Annotated in this window: 15 protein-coding genes; 3 read left to right on the top strand and 12 right to left on the bottom strand. The window is 31.8% G+C overall.

What is annotated here, in order from left to right; translation table 11 throughout:
* The 4 genes from GXK57_RS14055 to GXK57_RS14070 form a co-directional block, all read right to left on the bottom strand.
* Positions 1–2671, bottom strand: a 2671-nt coding sequence (locus GXK57_RS14055; protein WP_160677530.1) for an Ig-like domain-containing protein, incomplete at its 3' end; no start/stop codon positions are given.
* 355 nt (positions 2672–3026) lie between these two features.
* A complete protein-coding gene (locus GXK57_RS14060) occupies positions 3027–3587 on the bottom strand; it encodes an AAA family ATPase (RefSeq protein WP_160677533.1) in 561 nt (186 codons plus the stop codon).
* Positions 3588–3836: 249 nt separating this feature from the next.
* Complete coding sequence (locus tag GXK57_RS14065; RefSeq protein ID WP_160677536.1) at positions 3837–4697, bottom strand: SDR family NAD(P)-dependent oxidoreductase; 861 nt, start codon at positions 4695–4697, stop codon at positions 3837–3839.
* A 130-nt stretch (positions 4698–4827) separates the two neighbouring features.
* Positions 4828–6765: an NAD(P)/FAD-dependent oxidoreductase gene (locus GXK57_RS14070; RefSeq protein WP_202127729.1), complete on the bottom strand. Its 1938-nt coding sequence runs from the start codon at positions 6763–6765 to the stop codon at positions 4828–4830.
* Positions 6766–6943: 178 nt separating this feature from the next.
* Between GXK57_RS14070 and GXK57_RS14075 the strand changes: the two genes are divergently transcribed.
* Entirely contained in the window at positions 6944–8500 is a 1557-nt protein-coding gene (locus tag GXK57_RS14075) for a helix-turn-helix domain-containing protein (protein ID WP_160677539.1), read from the top strand.
* A 116-nt stretch (positions 8501–8616) separates the two neighbouring features.
* On the opposite strand, the gene GXK57_RS14080 is transcribed toward GXK57_RS14075, so the two are convergent.
* The 4 genes from GXK57_RS14080 to GXK57_RS14095 all read right to left on the bottom strand — a co-directional run bounded on the left by GXK57_RS14080 (position 8617) and on the right by GXK57_RS14095 (position 12469).
* Positions 8617–9798, bottom strand: coding sequence for an MFS transporter (locus tag GXK57_RS14080; protein WP_160677809.1), 1182 nt, complete (start codon positions 9796–9798; stop codon positions 8617–8619).
* A complete protein-coding gene (locus GXK57_RS14085) occupies positions 9785–10414 on the bottom strand; it encodes a hypothetical protein (protein ID WP_243156436.1) in 630 nt (209 codons plus the stop codon). The genes GXK57_RS14080 and GXK57_RS14085 overlap by 14 nt, the downstream gene beginning before the upstream one ends.
* 283 nt (positions 10415–10697) lie before the next feature.
* Positions 10698–11288 carry a TetR/AcrR family transcriptional regulator gene (locus GXK57_RS14090; protein WP_160677542.1) on the bottom strand — a complete coding sequence of 197 codons (591 nt, stop codon included), beginning with the start codon at positions 11286–11288 and terminating at the stop codon, positions 10698–10700.
* Positions 11289–11461: 173 nt separating this feature from the next.
* Positions 11462–12469: a C1 family peptidase gene (locus tag GXK57_RS14095; protein WP_243156437.1), complete on the bottom strand. Its 1008-nt coding sequence runs from the start codon at positions 12467–12469 to the stop codon at positions 11462–11464.
* Positions 12470–13040: 571 nt separating this feature from the next.
* Here GXK57_RS14095 and GXK57_RS14100 point away from each other — a divergent pair.
* Positions 13041–13235, top strand: a complete 195-nt coding sequence (locus tag GXK57_RS14100; protein ID WP_160677545.1) for an alpha/beta-type small acid-soluble spore protein — start codon at positions 13041–13043, stop codon at positions 13233–13235.
* Positions 13236–13279: 44 nt separating this feature from the next.
* Here the strand turns inward: GXK57_RS14100 and GXK57_RS14105 are convergent, their stop codons facing one another.
* From GXK57_RS14105 to GXK57_RS14115, 3 genes are read right to left on the bottom strand one after another with little or no spacing between them, the layout of a single operon-like run.
* Positions 13280–13999, bottom strand: coding sequence for an ABC transporter ATP-binding protein (locus tag GXK57_RS14105; protein WP_160677548.1), 720 nt, complete (start codon positions 13997–13999; stop codon positions 13280–13282).
* 40 nt (positions 14000–14039) lie between these two features.
* Entirely contained in the window at positions 14040–15296 is a 1257-nt protein-coding gene (locus GXK57_RS14110; RefSeq protein WP_160677551.1) for an ABC transporter permease, read from the bottom strand.
* 13 nt (positions 15297–15309) lie between these two features.
* Positions 15310–16470, bottom strand: coding sequence for an ABC transporter permease (locus tag GXK57_RS14115; RefSeq protein ID WP_160677554.1), 1161 nt, complete (start codon positions 16468–16470; stop codon positions 15310–15312).
* A gap of 359 nt (positions 16471–16829) precedes the next feature.
* On the opposite strand from GXK57_RS14115, the gene GXK57_RS14120 reads away from it, so the two are divergent.
* Positions 16830–17384: an NlpC/P60 family protein gene (locus GXK57_RS14120; RefSeq protein WP_160677557.1), complete on the top strand. Its 555-nt coding sequence runs from the start codon at positions 16830–16832 to the stop codon at positions 17382–17384.
* Between the two features lie 61 nt (positions 17385–17445).
* Here the strand turns inward: GXK57_RS14120 and GXK57_RS14125 are convergent, their stop codons facing one another.
* Positions 17446–19677 carry an MASE3 domain-containing protein gene (locus GXK57_RS14125; protein WP_160677560.1) on the bottom strand — a complete coding sequence of 744 codons (2232 nt, stop codon included), beginning with the start codon at positions 19675–19677 and terminating at the stop codon, positions 17446–17448.
* Between the last annotated feature and the right edge of the window lie 277 nt (positions 19678–19954).

Below are 19954 nucleotides of genomic sequence, written 5' to 3' on the forward strand. Positions count from 1 at the left end.
TTGCTTTAAAGCTAAAGCTGTCTGATCCATTGTAGTCCTTGTTTGGAGTATAGGTAAAAGTTCCATCCTCATTTAGCTTTAATGTTCCATGAGTTGGTGCTGTTACTACATAGTACTTTAGGCTATCTCCATCTATATCCGTACCAGAAACTATTCCAGTTAAATTACTATCTTCATCAATAATTTGGTTTTGTCCAAATGCTGTTGGTTTATCATTTATTGGATTAATAGTAATATTCACTTTTGCAGATAATGAAAACTCAAGTCCATCACTAACAATATAAGTAAAACTATCTTGTCCATTATAATCTTTATCTGGTGTATAACTAAAACTTCCATCTTCATTAAAAATTAAACTTCCATGAGTTGGATTAGATACAAGGTAATAACTCAAAACATCTCCATCAATATCTATACCTTTAACAGCTGCATTTAAGCTTTCATCTTCTCCAATAGTAACACTTTTATCATAAGCTTCAGGCCCATCATTTGTAGGAATAACAGTTAAATCTACTTTAGCTGATACGGAATCTTCAGTTCCGTCATTTACCTTGAAAGTAAAGCTATCTTGTCCATTGTAATTTTTATCTGGTGTATAGATAAAAGTTCCATCTTCGTTTAACTTTAAGTTTCCATGAGTTGGTCCTAGAACTACGGCATATTTTAAATTATCTCCATCAATATCTAATCCAGTAAGTATTCCTTGAAGTAGGTCATCTTCAGCTAAACTACCACTTTGTCCATATGCAACCGGTTTATCATTTACAGGACTTATATTCAATATTACTGTAGCAGGAGCAGAATCAACTAGGCCATCATTCACCTTAAATGTAAAACTGTCCTGCCCATTGTAATTGGTATTTGGAGTATAATTAAAGGTTCCATCTTGATTTACCACTACAGTTCCATGTGAAGGACCGGTAACTAGATAATACTTTAAAACGTCCCCATCCACATCTGAACCTGTCAAGGTACCTGATAAAGTCTTATCCTCATCTGATGTAAGGTTTTGTGTATTTGCTATTGGTGCATCATTTACTGGTTTTACTGTTAAGTTTACTGTAGCTGGAGCTGAATCTACTGTTCCATCATTATTTTTGAAGGTGAAGCTATCAGTTCCGTTATAATCCTTATTAGGAGTATATGTAAAGGTTCCGTCTTGGTTTATGTTTAAACTTCCATGAGATGGCGCTTTAACTACATAGTATTTTAAACTATCACCATCTATATCTGATCCAGTTAGTACTCCATTTAAACTTTTATCCTCATCTGTATTTAATGTTTGTCCATTTGCCACCGGCGCGTCATTTACTGGTGTAACACTTATACTTACATTGGCAGTATTAGAGTCTAGTTGTCCGTCATTTACTTTAAAAACAAAACTATCTGTTCCATTGTAATTTGCAGCTGGTGTATAGGTATAAGCTCCATTTGCACCTAAGGTTACTGAACCATGAGTTGGTCCGCTTATTATTATATAACTAAGAGTAGTTCCAGTATCTACATCATTACCAACTAATGTTCCTGCTTTAGGAGTATCTTCTGATACATTAAGTGAACCGTTAGTAGCAGTTGGTGCAGTATTAGGCTTTAACACAGTTAAGTTTTGGGTAGCTGTAGCACTGTTTCCCAAAGCAGTTGTAAGCTTAGCAGTAACTGGATAAGTTGCATTAGGTAATGGATCAGTTACATTTACACTCCATCTTTTACTACTAACAGTTGTATTATACGTATGTCCATTTATAGTAACAGCCACTTGACTTCCATCTTGAGCTTCTGTGTCTCCAGAAATTGTTGGAGTGGAAGTAGCAACGGTTACAGCACTCCCCCCATCAATACTAATGCTTGGAAGCGTCTGAGATATACTAGATAAAGTTACTGTAGACAAATTATCAAAGTTCATGGACGTACCGTCCATCCAATCCTTATTAATAGTGGATATTGACCCTGCCCTAGTGGTACCAAAATATAGCTTTACAGGAGTATTACCTGTAATAGGACTCGTCATACCTAATGCATTTTTTTCGAAATCAGTTATTAAACTTATAGGGATTTGGAAATCTAGAAAATAAGGCTCAGTTCCTTCTGCTTTAACTACTCTAGTTCCTGGAACTATCTGTTGTCCAGTAGTACCATTAGATATAGCTTTAAATATCTTATATACATTTGTTTCAGCTCCATCTGTTATATAAACATAGTCATCAGATGGGTTCTTTCCATCAATACCTATAGTCACTCTTTGTACGAACTTTCCATAGCTAGAACTTCCATTGTTTATATCTTCTGCCGCAACTACTAACTGCCATACTGAAGAGTCAAAACCACCAGCAGTTAGAGCTGTAGGATTAGCATCTAATCTAAATCTAAAAAATATATTAGTTCCATCTGAAGCAACATATACTGAAGGTAAAGTACCTGATTGCCCCTTAGTTAATACATCACTACTTACCAAATCCGTACCTGGGTTGTATGCCTCGTATAAGTCATAGATATACGTTCCATCCTTCTTGCTATAGGGATAGAACTTTGAAGGCCATGCCACCGATTGATTGTTTGTAATACTGGTTTTATCTGTAACTACTGTTACGGCTTTTGCAACCTTTGAAACTGGAGAACTTAAAACAAGGCAGAGCGCAATCAAGCCAATAATTTTACCCCTTCTTCTTATCAAAATAGCACCTCATATTTTTATATTAATTTTTAATTAAATTCAAATTTTCATTCTATATAAATCAATTACATGGAATAATTATATACGCAATGATATGATAATTGCTATGGTTATTATTTGGTAATAACAATTATTATTTATTAATTATTCTGTTAATTTCAAAAATGATTTTTAATATCCTCTATTGTTAAATATGTACATTTAAACTACGTACACATACTTATATATATACTTATGCAAAACGTAATTTTCTGCGGAAAAGAAAGTATTATCCATTATACTTTGCTAGGTTTTAGCAACTATGTGAATTTCTAAAGAATAAAAAAATAATATTAAGCCCATTAAGAGCCTAATATTATTTTTTATTCATATAACCTATTATAGTTTCAATATCACTTAATACTTCTTCTAAATTTCTATTTGAGTCAACAACATAATCACACTGAATTATCTTAAAGGCGTTTTTATCATGTTTTATTCTAGAATATATTGCTTCGTCATATATATTTTCTTCACCGTACTTTCTCTTACACATTCTATTATAACGAATTTGTTCATCTGCATTTAAGTATATTGTTATAATCTCAGCATCTTTTACTTCCTCTTTTAACTCCCTAACACCAACAGGATCAACTATATAGATTGAGTTCCCCCTATTTCTGTACTGTTCTCTACTAGCCCAATAATGATTTCCATCAAAATATGTATACGCTATTATATTAGCCTTGTCTTCAACAGTAATAGTACTTTCTATGTACATTTCATAATTAACAAATATATGTCCTTTTTCTCCTTCATATCTTTGTTTCCTTGTAGTATAACTTTGTATATAATTATAATCTTTTTTTGAAAGTTCCTCAGCTATCGTAGATTTACCACTTCCACTTTCTCCAACTAAACAAATAATTCTATCCATCCTCTAAGCTCCATTTCTATAGTTATAATTATTTATTCTTTCAACTAAAAACTATATAATCATAAATACTAGCGACTAGCTATAGTTAATTTTCATTATATAATATTCACTTACCCAATTAAAACTTACCTATATAATATCATAAAAAAGCGATAATGCGACTGTGTTTGTTGATTTTTTATGTATATGACTTTCCCGGATCAATTAAAAAAGACCTGGGACTTACCTCAGGTCTTTTTTAATATAAATTTATTTATTAAATATACTTACGTCAGGATTCTTACCTTCTAATATATTTTTTGTTCTTAATCCTATAATAGGCTCATACTCAGGATGAGTTGTTATATAGAACTTTTCTTGTTCAATAGCCGCGAAAACTGTACTTGCTATTGTGTCTATTGGCATTCCAGTTTCAATTAAATGTCTAGCAACATCTAAAGTTCTCTTATAACTTTCTGTTGCATAGTATGGATCAACCTGAGGATCTGCCGCAAATCTTTCTGGTCTATGTCTATAGCTATTATGAAGATCTGTTTGAACAAACCCTGGGCAGAATACAGACATCTTTATTTTAGAGTTCATAGCCTGTAGATCATAATACATAGATTCTGTTAATGCTACTGCTGCATGTTTTGTTGTATGGTATATTGTAAGACCTGGTGAAGTTAAAAGCCCTGCTACAGATGCAGTATTAACGATATAAGCCTCTCTATCTTGTTTAAGCATTGTAGGAATAAAAGCCTTAGCTCCATATACTAAACCATTAACGTTAGTTCCTATAATCCAATCCCAATCTCTTACTGGAACTTCCCAAGCAGCTCCACCTACTACAACTCCTGCATTATTAAACAATAAATCTACTTGTCCAAATCTTTCTATTGTTTTATCAGCTAAAGCCTGAACTTGTTCATATACAGTTACATCTAATGTTACTGCTAAAGTTTCTGCTCCCATAGCTTTTATTGTTTCATCAACCTTTTTTAAATTTTCGCTATCTATATCTGCAAGGACTATTTTCATTTCTCTTTTTGCACACTCTTTAGCAAACTCCACACCAAAGCCATTTGCAGCTCCAGTTATTACAGCAACTTTGTTTTTAAAATCTTTCATCTCATATCTCTCCCTCTATATTTTAATCTAAGTACTAGTGATTATAGAATCCTTAACTAAATTTATACAATATTAGCTATATAATAGTAGAATTATACATTATTTTTATTAATGGTTCAAATATACAAAATTAAATTATATATACTTTTTCAAATCCCTGTCTTATAGCCTCTGCTATTCTTCCTGGTGCACTAGCATCTCCTATTACCCTTACTTTATCAAAGTATTCCTCAAGTACTTGCACCAAAGAATTATTAGATTTGATTCCTAATGAAAGTATAACTTTATCAACTTCTATATTTACAATTTCATCAGTAATTAGGTTTATAAGATCAACAGAATGTTCATTTATCTTAATTAATTTATGTGAAGTAAGTATATTGGTATTATGCTTCATAAGATTACCTACTACAGTATACATATTAGACGGATAAACTCCTGTTCCTATCTTAGGCAGTATGTCCACTAATGTTATTTTATTATTTTTAATAGCTAAGTACTCAGCTGTTTCACACCCAGTCATTCCAGATCCTATTACCATCACCTTTTCGCCTCTAATATCTACTTTACCTGAAAGGACATCTGATACATTGTACACATTGGCACCGGATATTCCATCTATAGAAGGTACAATTGGATCTGAACCAGTAGCTACAAATACTGCATATGGATTAAGCTTCTTGATACTATTAATGTCAGCTTTACAATTAAGCCTTATATCCACATCCAACTTATCAAGCTCTCTTTTATAGAAATTTATTAATTCAGTTAGCTTTTCTTTCTTAGGAGGCTTACTTCCTAGCGCAACCATTCCACCTAACTCTGATTCTTTTTCAAAAAGTACAACCTTAAAGTCCCTAAGTGCTGCACACCTTGCAGCTTCCAGACCAGCAGGTCCTGCTCCAATCACAACAATAGTTCTATTAGCACCATCTCTCTTAATACCATTAAACTCTAGCTCTCTTCCTAATCTTGGATTAACAGCACATTTAACTGTCTTACCTGATTCAAGCTCTTCTATACAATGAAGACAGGATATACATGGAGTTATTTCATCAGCTCTTCCCTCAAAAGCCTTTAATGCAAACTCAGCATCAGCAAGTTGAGCTCTTCCAAGACCAGCAAAATCCATCACTCCTTCATTTAGAAGTTCTTCTGCAACACTTGGATGCTTTATGTTATTAACTGCTATTACAGGTATACTAATATTATCTTTAATATTTTTAGCCAGATGTTTCTTCCAGCCTTGCTCAAAAGCAATTGGCTCAATTATGCTATATCCTGACTCGTATATACCACTGCTTACATTTATAGCAGCAACTCCGATACTCTCCAAATACTTTGCTATTTTAATAGAATCCTCTATTCTTAAGCCACCTTCTACAAATTCATCTCCATCGATTCTCACACTAACAGGAAACTTAGGCCCACATACACTTTTTATACCCATTATTATTTCGGTTATAAATCTCATTCTGCCTTCAAAGCTGCCTCCATATTTATCTATTCTTTTATTTGTATATGGGCTCAAGAATTGATCTATCAAATATCCGTGTGCAGCATGTAACTCCACTCCATCTACACCTGCAGTTTGAGCTATCTTAGCTCCTTTTATAAACTTCTTAACAAGATTTTCAGCTTCTTCAATAGTCATCTCCCTAGGCACTTCTTTGCAAACACCACAAGGGATTGCACTAGGAGCTATAAGCTGCTTACCATCAATTAAATGACTATGACTTTCTCTTCCTGGATGATGCAACTGAACAAATATTTTAGTATCATACTTATGAACTGTTCTCACAAGTCTTTCAAGTTGAGCTACATGTTTTATGCTAGTAACACTTAACTGGTTCGATGTTCCTACACCATACTCTTCATCTATTCTAGTTATCTCAGTTATTATAAGTCCACATCCTCCTTTTGCTCTTTCTTCATAATAAGCAATAAGTTCTTGCGATGCTTCCCCTGTATAACTAGCTAAGGAAGTGCCTATGGCAGGCATTACTATTCTGTTCCTTAATTCAAGACCTCCAATATTACCCTTAGAAAATAACTTTTTGTACCCCATAATATCCTCCTATAATTCTCTATTAAGTAAAACACACACATACAACATCAGTAATGTAAAGTTATACATATATCTATAATTATAAGTTAACATAAGGATAATTATATAAATATAGTCTCCCTGAACAAAAATAGGATATAATATAATGCATATAGCACTATATTATGGGAGTGATTTTATGCAAATATATTTGAAAGATATCCTTAAGGAAATAAAAGATCTTTATGAGTTTAGCGGCTATGAAAACAATTGCAACTCAACTGCCCTAAGGAAAATAAAGTTTCTAACCAGTGATATTTCTTATTTTGAACAGTCTTGTTTATATATAGGTAAAACTTCTCAACTAGTAAATACATATGATTATAATAGTATCAGCTTCATATTACTTAAAGACAGTGATATATCAAATGTAAAACTGTCAAACTATATATTGCTCAGCAATGAACAACAGCTTTTCTCAGCTTTTAATCTAATAAATGAAATGCTTACAAAATATCTTTTGGTTGATAACCCTGCAGTCAGTCTACTAGATTCTTTAGCTCATGGAAATGGACTAAAAGACCTTATGAATATAGGGTCAGAATTTATAGACAATCCAGTAATTCTCTTAGATAGCAGTTTTTCTATATTAGAGTATTCTAAAAACATACCTATATCTGATGATATTTGGACTCGTAACATCAACAGAGGGTATTGTTCTTATGAATTTATTTCTTATGTACAAAAGCAAAAGGAAATAAAAGGCTCTACTTTAAGCAATGAGCCCTTTGTTTTTAAATGCATAGCTAGTCCTTATATTAAATATGTGAGCAAGATTGTGTTAGATTGCAGACTAGTTGGATACTTGGTATTACTGGAATGTAACTCCAATGTAAGATCGGAGCACCTAAGCCTATTAAAGATTTTAAACAACGCCATCGCAGAAGAACTTAGAAGCAATCTATTTTATAGAACTACCAAAGGAAATAACTATGAAAATCTTATATATGATTTGTTAGAGGATACTATAAAAGATGAGAATATTGCCTTAGAAAAAATGCGAAATTCCAATTGTACTTTTTCAAAAAACTTATTTTTAGTAACTATTGATTTATCTAATTATAAACAAATTAGCCCTAACCAACCATTAAAGAATTATTTAGATAGTATCTTTATTAACTCTAGATTTATTTATTATAAAGAGGATATAGTTATATTATTAGATAGTCGAGATAATACGAAAAATTTAGACTCTGTACTGAAGCAAAACTTAGATTTTTTGACAGCTAATAACCTTTCTATTGGTATAAGCGACAGATTTTCTAAACTTACAGATATTCGTAAGAGCTATAATCAATGTAAAACCGTTATAAATTTGTCCAAGCAGTTAAATATATCAGGAATTATCTTTAAATATAATGACTACAAATTTTATAGTTTAATTGACTCTATCGCCAATAATAATTCCGAATTTTCAAATGAATATTGCCACAGTTCTGTTCTTAAACTGCTTGAATATGATTCAAATAATCACACAGATTACTATAAAATATTAAAAGTTTATCTTCAAAATAACCAAAATACAAATTTGACTTCTGAAAAACTTTTTATACATAGAAACACATTGAATTATAAACTTAATAAGATCAAGGGTATATTAGGAGTAGATCTAAAGGACAGTGAAGATATCTTTAAAATTTATTATTCCATAAAACTAATAGAATATACTGAATCTACAAACTCTAGAATATCTTAAGTAGCTGTTCTAAACCCTTAAGATCACTAAGTTTAACTATCATTTTTTTGCACAACTGGTCTAAACAGTTAAAAAGCATGCCCTCAGCAAACACTTTCGAAGACATGCTTTCTTAATTATTTATCCTTACCTAGCTTATGGCAGGCTAAAGCTATTCCTTGGGTAATAAGACCTGCAGTACAAACACCGTACCATCCAAAATGAGAATAACTATAAGCACCCACAAATGAACCTATGGATCCCCCTAAAAAGTAAGATACCATAAAAACAGTGTTTACTCTGTTTCGAGCCTCCTCACTTATAGCATGAACTCTAGCCTGATTAGATATCTGACAAGACTGGACACCTAAATCAAGTAAGATGACACCTATCACTAAACCTATTAGTTTAAATCCAAAAATATAAAAGCAGATATATGCTGCTACAACTATAATCATTCCTATACCTATAGTAAACTTTGGACTTCTTTTATCTGCTATCCTTCCAACAACCGGAGCTGCTAAGGCCCCAGTAACTCCAACTAATCCAAACAAACCTGCCGCATCTGATCCCATCTTGTAGTGATAGCTTGCCAATAAAAATGATAGCGATGTCCAAAATATACTAAAAGCTGCAAACATAGATGCTCCATTTAAAGCTGCCTCTCTCAAAACAGGCTCTGTTTTTATAAAGTATAGCATTGATTTAAATAATTCTTTATACTTAATCTTTGAAACAGGTAACCCTACTGGTATTAACTTCCTTAAAAAAAACGCTAAGGTTAACATCATTATAACTGCAATTACATATACAACCCTCCAACCAAAGTATTTCCCCAATAATCCACTAAAAGTACGAGATATCAATATTCCTATCAAAAGCCCACTCATTACGTTGCCAATTGTCTTTCCTCTCTCTTCTGGCTTAGACAGTTGGGAAGCCAAAGGGACTATTAGCTGCGGTACTACAGAAGTAAATCCTACTAGAAAAGATGCTATAGCTAGAACTGTAACATTAAAAGAGAAGCTCATTAGAGTAAGAGCAGCAGCAGCACAAAATAACATCAAAACTATTAGAGATCTTTTTTCCTTGATGTCTGCTAGTGGTAAAAGCAGCAACATTCCAATGGCATATCCAATTTGAGTAAGCATAGCCACAAATCCTATACTAACTTGAGTAACATTAAACTCTTTAGCTATCTCAGCCAATAGCGGTTGAATATAATACAAATTAGCCACTGTTATGCCGCAAGCCATAGCCATAACTAAAATCATTGATTTGCTTAGTACAAAGCCATCGTCAAATTTATCCTCTTTCATTGACAACAAAATATTTCCTTCTTTCATAATCTACGTATTTTATCTTTATCTTTCTCTCATCCTCCTCAACTTCAACATTACTAACAAATATATCGAATTTTCTATTAAAATCATTTTCTATTATAAAATCAGCCCTATCTATTACTTTCGATGCAGATTCCTTAACATACTTGCTTTTTGTGTTCTTTATCATTACAAAGTATCCAGGTACAACAACATTTCTAAGACTGTTTGATTCACAAATTATCAGTGTTTCAGATGGAACCTTTGACATGAAGTAGTTTATGCCCTCTTCTAGGTGACCCTTTAGACATTTAAGCCAGTAAACCTTATCTGCACCAGCCGAAAGTAGCAGTGCTGTATCCTTATTTCTATTACAATCAAGCTCTTCTATAAGCTCGAAGTTTTCTTTTAAGTTAGTGCATACACCACAACCTTCTCCACCTCTTTGACACTTGCCATTTTTATTCTCTATGGTAGTAATCTTTAGGGCTATAACCTTTATATCACTTTTAAATTTATTGATAAGAGCTGAGGCTAAGGTTGTCTTTCCGCTATTCCTACCCGTGGATCCAATCATGATCATCTGCTCTATACTTATTAAATCGTTATTCATTTGATACACTTCCTTTATGCAATTATATGTCTTTTGTTAGATTCCAAATAAAATTCTATACTTTTTAACTTTTAAAAGCAAATAAGAATATTTACCCATAGCCTTATCTCAAATATATGCAAAAATAAAAACCAGCTGTTATAAGCCCTTGAATTTACTATGCTAGGCTACCACTTATTTAAATAACTAGTCCAAACAATAAAAAGAGTCCGCTAAAGCTACCTTCTTTAGCGAACTCCTTTTTGTTTAGAAACGAATAGTCGTTCGTTTTGTTGTAAATTTTTTATTTTTTTATACTTTTCCAAAACCCTGACCATAGTATATCTACAAATTCATCATTTAGAGGAATATTGTAAACTACTTTTTCTTCTAAATAGGCCAGTATTCCAGAAATATATATATAAAACAAGTTTTCATTGCTATCTTCAATTATCCTGTTTTCATCTTTCAATTTATCAAAAAATTTTTCAAAAAACTTTACACTAGCTTCATTTATCATAAAGTTAGAGTAGTTAACATCATTGATATTTTCCTTACCCTTTGCAAAGAATGACGCTTGCCTAAGAAACATGTATTCTTGCTTATTTTTAGAAAAGTATCCAACTATAGCTACATAGTATTTATGAAGAACATCCTTAGCATCATAATCTTCTACCTTTGCAACATACTCTTTTACACTACTTACCCCTACTCCAGCCTTACTAATACACTCTCTCCATACAGTTACAAATATCTCTTCCTTACTAGAAAAGTGTGAATATATAGATGATGGCTTTAATCCAGCCTCACTTGCTATGTCTTTAATTGTTGTCCCATCAAATCCCTTTTGCGAAAAAAGTTTAAGTCCAGCTTCTTTTATTCTAAGATAGGTCATTTAACACACATCCAATCAACATACTTATATATATCTATCGGTTTTCTTAGGATAATCTTAACTAATTTTTTTTATTCTTACAAGTATAAAATCACTGAATTAGTATCGCTTAGTTATTTTTTCCTCAGATGTCCTTTATTAAGAGCATCTGAAGGAAATTTACATAATCAAAGTTACTGAATTATAACCCAAATGTCGTTTTTTATCTTCTCAAAAACTTCATAAGGAAGATACATATAGCCCTTATCCCCAAAATCTGTTCCCCAAGAATTTCTTAGTATAAAGTAGCCGTTATTATTTCTTCTTTTTCTAATCATACCGCATATACTAAAATCACCTTGTTTTTTCCAATTGTTGTCTACATATCCAACTAGAAGAACAGCATGCCCACCAAGCATTGTTTCAAAGAAACTAGGCATAGGAACAAAACCATCTTTTCCTACATTCTCAAAGCTTTCATATACTGTAATTCCTAAAAGAACTGGTAGAGCACTTGCCAATGCTTGCTTTACTTCTTCTAAAGAGGTTATTCTATGGTAGGAGTTAATAGTATATTGCAGAGCATTTTGATCTGCTGCAGCTGAAGGCTCAGCTGTAAATTTACTTATATCATAAGGATAAAAACTTTCTTCACATATACCACTATTTTTTAATGCTACACATATATCTCTAATAGATGCTCCACTATCTTCATCTACAGTTCCTTGAATAAGTCTTTCTTTGTAATACAGAAAAAGCCTTGAAAGCTCAGCCCTATTATTAATAAAATATTCTTCATTCGCACATCCGGCATTGGCGGTGCAGGAACCTAATTGTCCTTGCTCATATATAGGTGGCATCTTTTCCCTTAAATCAACTGATTTAGGCAATTCTAAAAGCTTTACCGATGGATGGTCTTTATAGTAATAATCTCTTCCATCAAACTTATCTTCTTTTAACACATATTTTCTATTGATCTTGTTATCATTGTTTGAAGATCTTTTGTCATCCTTATATCCATGTTCCTCAGTTGCAGGATTACTGATAATACCAAAAAGAACAATTATGCCTAAAACAGCAGTTACTAGCTCATTGTAGTTGTTTGGCATTATATCTAATCCAAAAACCTTCAATATAATTGGAATTAATGCTAAAACTGAAACCCATAATCCATAGTTTTTAAATCTAGATTTAATATCCATTTTAATCCTCCGTTTATTATATTTTTAAGTCTAGCTTGTACAAAATAAAAATGACTTAAAAACGCTAATAGCTAAGTTAAAGTATCCTATCTCCAAATACATTCAAATCTAAAAAGACTTTTAACAATATTTAATATAAAAACTTTCTCTCTTTGATATAAGGAATTTATATATACTATTTTCTTTGAACTATTTCTGCTACTACTAATAAAACTATTTTTTCACTAAGCTGTTTCAAGATAATCTCTTAAAATTAAGCTTTTCTTCATCACTTTAAATTTAATAGCACCCTCATATTACTGTTTCTTTTATCCAGCTTAAGATGAGCAAACTTCTCCTTCATAACCTAAAATTACTAAGGTATTATTTATATTCTTTTCTGCTAATATACAAAATGGGTAATTACATGGAACCTAATGTTATAAATAGAAAAAATACAATCAAATTACTAGCTATCCTATAAAATAAATTATTTCATTATGGAAATCAATAATATGTGAAGTATATAAACTTAGCACTTCAAAGGTTTGTACTATATTTATAAATTTTTGATAAGGAAGGTGTTCGTATTATGAGAGAGATAATTAATGAATTAAATACAAAATCAGAACAAGCAAAAGAGTTAGGAATACAACTTCCAAATGATGGTTACTGGGGAAATACTAGCTCAAAGGTTTGTGGGATGATAGGCGGAGCAGAAGGTGGAAATTTCACGAAAAATGCAGTTCAAGCCTTCGAAGAAAGGTTATCTAATAAGAGTAAATAAGAATGAATCGCTAATGAAGCACTCATTAGCGATTCATTCTTAAACTATATAGCTTTTATACTGGTAAGCTCATCCGATATTACTTTTCCATCCAAGATATCAATACGCCTCTTACAGTAGGCTGCTACATTCTCATCATGAGTCACTATAATAACAGTCCTGCCTTTTTTGTTTATGTCTACCAGTAGATTCATAACTTCTTTACCAGTCTTTTGATCTAATGCTCCTGTGGGCTCATCTGCTATTATAATTTCAGGCTCTGCAATTAAAGCTCTTGCGATAGCAACTCTTTGCTGTTGGCCTCCTGAAAGCTGATATGGATGTTTAAATCTATGTTCTTTTATCCCAAGAGCATCTAACATACTTAAGACTTTAGAATTTATTTCTTTTCTTGACAGCTTATCTTTTCTCTTACGGTACAGGTTCCTATATGTCAAAGGTAGCTCTATATTATCTTGTACTGTATACTCATCAATCAAAGCAAATTGTTGGAATATAAACCCAATTCTCTCGTTCCTAGTCTTGGCAAGTTCTAGACCCCCTAGCTTTTCTACAGATTTATCATTGATTAGATATTTTCCTGAAGTAGGTTCATCTAAACACCCCAGGATATTAAGCATAGTGCTCTTTCCTGATCCAGAAGGCCCCATTATAGCTATCATCTCACCCTCAGATATTTCTAAAGATATACTATCTAAAGCCATAGTTACAGTACCATAAGTAACGTACCTCTTTACTATGTCTTTTATATTAACTTGGCTCATATATTTTAACTCCTTATCCCTATAAACTTTAGGTTTTCTACTAATCAACCTTTATAAACTCCATAATATTCAGTTTAAAAGTTTTAACAACTAAAGGTATTGTTGATAACAACATAAAACTAATTACCATAGAAGAAGCTATAAACACAACATGCATACTGATTAACATCTGAGGTACAATTTTCTCAACTCCCTTAGCCAGAGGCAATGAAATAACGCCAGAAACAATATAAAGAAAAAATAATTCTCCTCCAATCATTATTGCTATATTACTCTTCTTAGCTCCTACTGCAAATCTTATTCCAATCTCTCTTTTACGCTTTAACAATGTAGAAAAGGATATGCTAATAATTCCGAAAGATGATAGCAAAAGCATTATTACTCCATAAAAAATACCTGTATAGTTCCTCTCCCCATCTTTTTTTATGGTTCTATAATAATCTTTGACATTATCAAGGGATATCTTATGAGTTTTTATTTTCTCCGTATAATCTTTCTCAATTTGTTCAATATCTGTCTTACTTTTTACCGTAATTAATACAGTATAAAAAATCTCTTTATCCACTGCCGTTTGATCACTGGGAAGTTTTGCACCTATAGTTACATAACCGTTATTGTCCAATCTCATGTCAAATGTTCCAGGTTCAAAACCTGTAGGCATACTTGGATCTAAAATTCCTATAACCTTATATCTTATTGGCTTAAATGTCTTGTAGTCCAACGCTCCAGGTAACTGCACCACTGAGCCGATAGGATTAAGCTTTTCTAGTGGAGGACCTATTAGTAATGGAATAGCTTCAGTATCATCTGTTTTCTTATATTTTTCATAATATTGAGTAAAATTTTCGCCTTTTATAACCTTATAATCAAAGAGTTTTGTTGCTGGTTTATCATCAAATATGGCAAGCAAATTTAAAACATTAGCTTTTATTTCATTAGGATTATTCATACTTGGCTTTAACACAGTACCAAAAAGCCTTCCTACAGTATCTACTCTATTGTCATTCTTTGCGATTTCATATATTTTACTCGTTGGTGTAATATCCGTCTCATACTTAGGAATAAAACTAAACTTGGTAAGGTTATAATCATCTTTATTAGTTATATTACTTGAGGATACTTTATAGTAATCTTTATTCATAATTGCTATTTCTTTATTGGCAAAGGTATTATAATACTCTATCCTTCCAGAAACTACAAAAATTACAAAAAAGCTTAGAGTTAATTCAACTATCATGAATATGTTTCTCTTTTTCTGATTTTTTAGGGATTTCCATATTATTAATATTAATTCCATTTCTATTCTCCTATTAGGTTACTTTTACTGCATCTGCTGGATTCATTTCAAGCGTCTTTTTTACGGGGATTAAAGATGCAATGTATCCTATAAACAGAGCAAGAAGCAAGCTTACACAAAGATTAAGCCAAGATAAGTTAAAGGTAAATCTATACTTATTTACAACTGGTTCAACAACCTTGAACAAAACACTTTGTACAAAAACAGAAATCAGTGAAGATATTACTGCAACTAGAAGCATGTCTTTTTCTATACTTTGCTTTATGTATCTATCATTTGCTCCAAGTGCCTTTTTTATAGATATCTCCTTTTTTCTACCATCTATCCAAAAAATAGAGATACTAATTATATTTATAAGCGCTACAATAAGCAGTGGTAAACTCACCACTACTACATCCACTAGCACATCATCAGATGATACCTTAAGATCTACATTAGGTTGAATATCGTATTTAAAATCGCTATTAAACTTTTTGCCAGCACTATCTATCAGCCGTTTTACATTATTCTCATTCACTCTGTATAAAATATTTATATTTAATTGACTCTCTTCGCCACTTCTTGATATGACTTGCTGATTTAATTTAGTTGTGTAGGTATCTGTTATTGAACCAATTGGTATATAAACTGCTCTATCAAAATTTGTATCCATATACATTTTTCCTAATATACCTACTACTTCATAGTCCATTCCATAAAAGCTTACAAAATCTCCTGTCTTCAATTTTAGATCTTCAGCCAATCCAATTCCCAATAGCAACTTTTTATCATTATTCTTACACTCTTTTGGAGTAATGAATCTTCCTGAATATAACGCAGGTTGCCAATCTGGTTTATTTTCATAGTAAAATGGAACTACTTCGCCTTCACTAACCTTATTCCCATTTCTTAATTCTTCATTGTCCAATCTAAGTATGTCAACCTCAGCAGTCTTTCCTAAAAACCTCAATAGATTTAAAGTATTAGTATCGTATTTCCCATTTGTTTTATTATACAAATACATTGCTGTACGACTTTCAAGCTTTCCAAAATTAGATTGATTGAACTCAAAAATCTTTTTTTGCACTCCACTTATTAATCCAGATGTAACTAATATAGAAATAACATAACCCAAAATTATTATAAATAACTGAACAGTTCTGTTCTTCCAACTTCCTAATATATTGTTTAGCATAACCACTCCCCATTCTTTAAAGCATTGTATATACAACGTTTACAATCCTATAAGACAATTATTGTGCATACGCTTGCATAAATCAATTGATTTTATTCGCATTTTTATTACAAAATACTACAATAACCACTTCTATAGCATTCAAGCTGCTATTGTATTTAGTCCTTATAACCATATTTATCCTCAGTCTTATACACCTAATAAATTTCTATGTAGCAGAACTGAACGTTATAAATAAGATTTATATAACTAATCCTACTTTACTTCGTTAACTTTATGTTAACATCATTGACAATCTTTTTCCATATTATGTATAATAATCACATCGGCCGATTCCAATTTTTTCAAGAGGTGATTGTATGAAATTTAAGATTTTAGTAGCAACAGCACTTTGTACTTTAGGAATTTATGCTTCAATGATGCCATCTAATACCGTGCATGCATCTGAGCTAACTAAAGGCTCAATATCGGACAAGCAGTTAAGTTATACCTTTAATATAAGCAATTACACAACTCCTAATCCTTTAATATCTTCAAAAGCTGTTAGTGGAAATACCATAGTTAGTAAAGCTGAGGCATGGATAGGTACACCTTATAAACTAGGAGGAAACAGCAAGAGCGGTATAGACTGCTCCCATTTTATAAATACTATTTATAAGGAAGCTGGTGTTCCATTCACTTATATGACAGCTTCAGATTGGTCAAGCCATCCAAGCTCTTACCCGAGTCAGTTGACAAAGGTATCCACTCCCCAAAAAGGCGATATAGTAATTTTCTCCGAGGGACATGCTGGTATATATATAGACAGCACCCAATTTATAGGCTCTCAAACTAGTACAGGAGTTGCAATAGCTAAATACGGTAGTTACTGGGGAAAAGTGAAGAAGATAGTTGGATATTATAGAGCTAAATAGTCTACTATGACTTATAAAAAATCTTGCTGAAGCATTCTTCTTCAGCAAGATTTTTTACTTATTAAACTATATCATCCAAATCTTCTTCGATATATGGAATTATGATTGTAAATGTAGTTCCTATCCCAAGTTCACTTTCAACCTCTATCCTTCCCTTATGCTCCTCTATTATATTAAAACACGCACTTAATCCTAGTCCCGTTCCATTTTTCTTAGTAGATAGAAATGGTGTTCCTATCTTTTTCACCATGTCTTTAGGTATTCCATTTCCATTGTCGGCTACACTTATGAATATTTCTTTATTTGCTTCTCTTATTCCACTTTTTATAAGTAAAACTGGATGCTTTGAGTTATCCATAGCTTCTACAGCATTCTTACATATATTAAGCATGACTTGTCTAATTTGAGTCTCATCACAAAGTACATATCTTTCATCGTATTTTAAATCTAAAATTAGCTCAACACCTCTCATAAGAGAAGATGTCTCAAGTATTCCTCTCATAGATCCAATTAAATCAATAAAAGCTACCTCTAAAAATTCTGTTTCTTTTGGCTTAGATAAACTTAGGAAACCACTTATTATTCTATTTACTTCATCTGTACTAATATTAATCTTTTTTGCGTATTCCTTTATCCTTATATCATTTGCATAAAGTTCAATTAGCTGACTACTGCCTTTAATAGTCGTCAAGAAATTTCTAGTTTCATGGATTATTGTTGCTCCCATCTGCCCTATAGTTGCTAGTTTTTCTTGATTGATCAATTTTTGCTGCTTCTCTTTTTCTTGAGTTATATCTCTGAAGATACAAACAGCTCCAATTTTTTCATCGTCTATATTTCGTATCATAGAGCAGGTTCCACCTATTTCTCTCTTCAAGTTATCCTCAAAAAATATTGATCCTTCATATATTTTGCCTACTACTTTTCCATCTTCTGTCACCTCAGAAAAACTTGTTTCATTGAACCCAACACTTTCTTTAAATTCTTCCAAACTTAGTCCCAAAAGACTTCTACTTTGTATTTCAAACAAATCACTGTAATGCTCATTATAAGCCGTTATCTTCTCATTAGCATCTAAAATCATTATAGGGGCTGATATAGAATTCAAGATTACTTGAGTCTGCAAATGCAGATTGTCTATTTCCTGCTCTTGCTTTACATCCTTAAGTAATACAAGAACTCCATTCTTTATTTTACATGCGTTTACGATGACTCTTACAAGTTCTTTATCTGCATTAACATAGGTTCTAATAAGATTATTTACTTCCTTTTCGCATTTTTTTACAATATCAGCAATGGTCTCTTCTTCTTCACCCAATCTTGGTAGAATCTCTAATAGCTTATTGTCACTAATACCTACAACCTTTTCTTTAGAACACTTAAATAATTCTACAAACTTGTCATTCACAAAGTCAATTTTATTATCATTATCATAGGTATGGATAGGCATTGGAACAGCGTTAAGAATATCTGCTAACCTTTGGTTGGTCTCCATCATCCTAACATAAGGGTATCTTATTACACTTGAAAATACTCCCTTATAAAGGAAGTAATAACTTACGATCTTCATTATATGACCTAATACCATAAAAAAAGAGTTTGTATCTTTATATAATGCAAGACATGCCTCAGATGGAATTATCATAGCGACACAGAGAAATATATAGGTAAACCTCACTAAATAATTTTCTTCCAGTCTAATACTTAATTTTTTTAGTGTAAATAAAGCTAATCCTATAACTAATAACTCTAGCAATATCTTAAAGAAAGTAATACCTTTTTCATCGTATAAAGCAGGGATATCCCCATAACCAAGCCTAGATAGATAGAAAACTACAATTCCGCTGAATATAGTAATAATTAAACCTACATATCTATTATTATTTTTTGTGAAAGGTTTATAAGAGAATACTAATAAGGTCATCATCTGTATTAGACGTGCTAAAATCCAGTATCTTATGGTTAGATTTGAATTTATAATATCATTTAATATGAGATATTTATAATAGTGAGCGTGTATTAAATCTAAAATTGCTACAATTAAAAATCCGAATCCTAGTATTATGTTTACTTCATTGTCCATCTCAATCTGGTACCAAACGATTAAGAATATAGCCACACCAACTACTGCAGTTATTATTTCTAGAATTGAATGAATTATCTCTTTATCTTTTACCCAATATCCTTTCCAAATTATAAAAGCTAATATTAGAGAAATCAATATTGAATAAATTATATAGGTGAAAATTGTTTTGTAAATCGTATAGTTTTTAGTTTTGCATAATTTGTTCATAGCCGCGCCCCCAAATTCGACTCTTTTCCTAAAACTATAAATATTTATGGCATAATTCTCATAGGTATATTGAAAATTATACCATAAATATTTAAGTAATATATGTAAAATTTCATAATAATCTTAGCTTTCCCACAAACAATTAAAGTTTTATAATTGCTATATTACTACAGATGGATCTCGTCAAATATATTGTCAATTTTACTGGAACTTAACCATAGGGTTCAGTAAAAATTAGTTTAAACCCTATGGTGATTCTAGCACTTTTCAGTATTCC

Source organism: Clostridium sp. C8-1-8, from assembly GCF_009928445.1.
Classification (GTDB): Bacteria; Bacillota; Clostridia; order Clostridiales; family Clostridiaceae; genus Clostridium_AR.